This window comes from Streptomyces calidiresistens, assembly GCF_014141525.1.
Classification (GTDB): Bacteria; Actinomycetota; Actinomycetes; order Streptomycetales; family Streptomycetaceae; genus Streptomyces; species Streptomyces calidiresistens.
Map to the genome: position 1 here is coordinate 1 of NZ_VKHS01000616.1, position 3,395 is coordinate 3,395.

General features: G+C 74.8%; 2 protein-coding genes. One reads left to right on the forward strand and one right to left on the reverse strand.

What is annotated here, in order from left to right; translation table 11 throughout:
• The first annotated feature begins 33 nt into the window (after positions 1-33).
• Complete coding sequence (locus FOE67_RS20455; RefSeq protein WP_182666307.1) at positions 34-2,208, forward strand: alpha-galactosidase; 2,175 nt, start codon at positions 34-36, stop codon at positions 2,206-2,208.
• Positions 2,209-2,269: 61 nt separating this feature from the next.
• Here FOE67_RS20455 and FOE67_RS20460 read toward each other — a convergent pair.
• Positions 2,270-3,395 (reverse strand): ABC transporter ATP-binding protein (locus tag FOE67_RS20460; RefSeq protein ID WP_323385145.1); only part of this gene is annotated, 1,126 nt, incomplete at its 5' end.

The following is a 3,395-nucleotide window of genomic DNA, read 5'->3' on the forward strand; positions in this document are numbered from 1 at the left end:
GTTCCCTCCCGCAGCCTCCCCCCGACCCACGACATCGTCGTCCTGCGCGCCGACGGGGTCGGGCTGGTCCTGGACGTCGGGGGCGGCACCCTCCCCCGGGTCCTGCACTGGGGTGCCGACCCCGGTCCCCTGGATCCCGCCGACGCCGAGGCGCTGCGCCTGGCCCTGCGCCCCCAGGCGATCGGCTTCTCCGTCGACGAAGCGGTCGAGGTGTCGGTGCTGCCCGAGCAGTCCGCCGGCTGGCTGGGCACCCCCGGCCTGGTCGGCCACCGCGCCGGCGGCACCGACTTCTCCACCGCCTTCCGCACCCGCTCGGTCGGGGTCACGGCCGGACCGACCGACCCGGCCGGCGGGGAGAGCGGGGGCACGGTGACCGTGCGGGCCGGGGACCCGGTGGCCGGCCTGGACCTGGAACTGACCGTGGAACTGACCCCGCAGGGCGTGGTGCGCCAGCGGGCCGTGCTCACCAACACCGCGGACACCCCCTTCACCCTGGAGGCCCTGCACCTCACCCTCCCCGTCCCCGCCGAGGCCGTCGAACTCCTCGACTTCACCGGCCACCACCTGCGCGAGCGCAGTCCGCAGCGCACCGCCTTCGGTCACGGGCTGCGGGTGCGGGAGAACCGCACCGGTCGGACCGGCTACGACAGCGCCCACCTGTTCGCCGTCGGAACCGCCGGCTTCGGCAACCGCCACGGGGAGATCCACGCGATCCACACCGCCTGGTCCGGCAACCACCGCACCTTCGCCGAGCGCACCTTCCACGCGGTCTCGCTGCTCGGCTCGGGGGAACTGCTGCTCTCCGGGGAGGGCATCCTCGAACCGGGCGAATCCCACACGACGCCCTGGCAGTTCGCCTCCCACGGCATCGGGCTGGACGAGGTGTCGGACCGACTGCACCGCTGGATGCGGGCCCGACCGCACCACCCCTCCCGCCCCCGGCCGGTGGTGGTCAACACCTGGGAGGCGGTCTACTTCGACCACGACCTCGACCGGCTGCGGGCCCTGGCCGATGCCGCCGCCGGCATCGGCGCCGAACGCTTCGTGCTGGACGACGGGTGGTTCGGCGGTCGGCGCGACGACCGCCGCGCGCTGGGCGACTGGTACGTCTCCCCGGAGGTGTGGCCCGACGGCCTGGGGCCGCTGATCGACCACGTCACCGGCCTGGGCATGGAGTTCGGACTGTGGGTGGAGCCGGAGATGATCAACGAGGACTCCGACCTGGCCCGTGCCCACCCCGACTGGATCATGTCCACCGGGGGACGGCTGCCCGGCCCCGCCCGGCACCAACAGGTGCTCGACCTCACCCGCCCGGAGGCCTTCGACCACATCCTCGGTCGGCTGGACGCCCTGCTGAACGAATACCCCATCGCCTACCTGAAGTGGGACCACAACCGGGATCTGGTGGAGGCCGGCCGGCCGCCCACCGGACGGGCCGGCACCCACGCCCAGACCTCGGCGACGTACCGGCTGATGGACGAACTGCGCCGCCGGCACCCGACACTGGAGATCGAGTCCTGCTCCTCCGGCGGCGCCCGGGTGGATCTGGAGATCCTGGAGCGCACCGACCGGGTGTGGGCCTCTGACTGCATCGACGCCCTGGAGCGGCAACAGATCCAACGCTGGACCAACGCCCTCATCCCGCTCGAACTGATGGGAACCCACGTGGGCGCGGAGCTGTGCCACACCACCGATCGCCGCCACCCGCTGGACTTCCGCGCGGGCACGGCGCTCTTCGGTCACTTCGGCGTGGAGTGGGACCTGACCGCCGCGTCCCCGGCCGAGCGGGAGCGCCTGGCCGAGTGGGTCGCGCTGTACAAGGAGAACCGCGACCTGCTCCACACCGGCGCCGCCGTGCACGCCGACCACCCCGATCCGGCCTTCCGCCTGCACGGGGTGGTCGCCCGGGACGGCTCGCGGGCGCTGTACGCGCTGGTGGCCATCGCCTCCGGCGAGCAGTACCCGCCCGCCCCGGTGCGTCTCCCCGGCCTGGACCCGGACGCCCGGTACCGGGTCCGGCCGCAGCCGCCGGGTGACGTCCCGGACGGCAACGCCGCCCGGTGGGGCAAGCCGCTGCCGTGGTGGACCCCGGAGGGGGTCGTGCTCACCGGCCGGACGCTGGAACGAGTGGGGGTGCGGGCCCCGGTGCTCTTCCCCGAACGGCTGGTGCTGCTGCGGGCCGACCGCGTGGGTGACGGGGAGGGCTGACCCCCGCCCGCTCCCGGCCGGGGAACCGTAACCGCGGCGTCCGGGCGACCGGCGCGACGGATCAGCCCGGGGCGTCCCGGTCGGGGGCGCCGGCCGGATCGGCCCCGGAGGGGGTCTTCCCCGCCGGAGGGCATTTCTCCGTCGCGCCGGCCTTCCGGAGGGGACGGGAGCCGCCGCCCTCGGCGGTGTGCAGCCAGCAGGCGGCCCACCGGTCGGGGGTCACCTCGACCGGCTCGGGGGTGCGCGAGCAGATCTCCATCGCGGAGGGGCAGCGGTCCCGGAAATGGCAGCCGCGTCCGGACGGCGGGAGGGGGCCGCCGGTGGGCTCGGTGCCGGTGATCCGCCGGGCGCGCCCGCGGGCCGCGGGGTCCGGCGCGGCGGCGGCCAGCAGACGGGTGTAGGGGTGGGCCGGTTCGAGGATGACGGCGTCGGCCGGGCCCCGTTCCACCACCCGCCCCCGGTACATCACGAGGATGTCGTCGGAGAAGTGCCGGGCGGTGGCCAGGTCGTGGGTGATGTGGAGCAGGGCGAGGTCCTCCTCGCGGCGGAGGCGGGCCAGCAGGTTGAGCACGCCCAGTCGGATCGAGACGTCCAGCATGGAGACCGGTTCGTCGGCGATCACCACCCTGGCCCCCGGTGCCAGGGCGCGGGCGATGGCCACCCGTTGCCGCTGGCCGCCGGAGAGTTCGTGCGGACGGCGGGCGGCGATGTCGGCGGCGGGGACCAGGTTCACCCGCTCCAGCAGGTGCTCGACCGCCTCGCGCGCCTCCCGGCGGTCCCGCACCCGACCGTGCAGCCTGAGCGGCCGCAGCAGGTGGTGCTCGACGGTGTGGAAGGGGTTGAGGGACGCGAAGGGGTCCTGGAAGACCATCTGCACGTGGTGTCGGTAGTCCCGGCCGGGAACCGTCCGACCGGTGTCGTCGAGGGCGGTGATCGTCCCGGCGGTGGGCCGCTCCAGGCGGGCGATCATCCGCGCCACCGTCGACTTGCCGGAGCCGGACTCGCCGACCAGCGCGACGGTGCGGCCGGGGCTCAGGGTGAAGGAGACCCGGTCGGCGGCGCGCAGCACGGAGCGGCGCAGTCCGGAGCGCAGGGCGTAGTCCTTGACGAGGTCGCGGACGTGAAGGGTGGTCATCGAGGTGCCCTCTCCGTGGTGCCGGCCTCCTCGGCGGGGTCCGGGTGGGTGG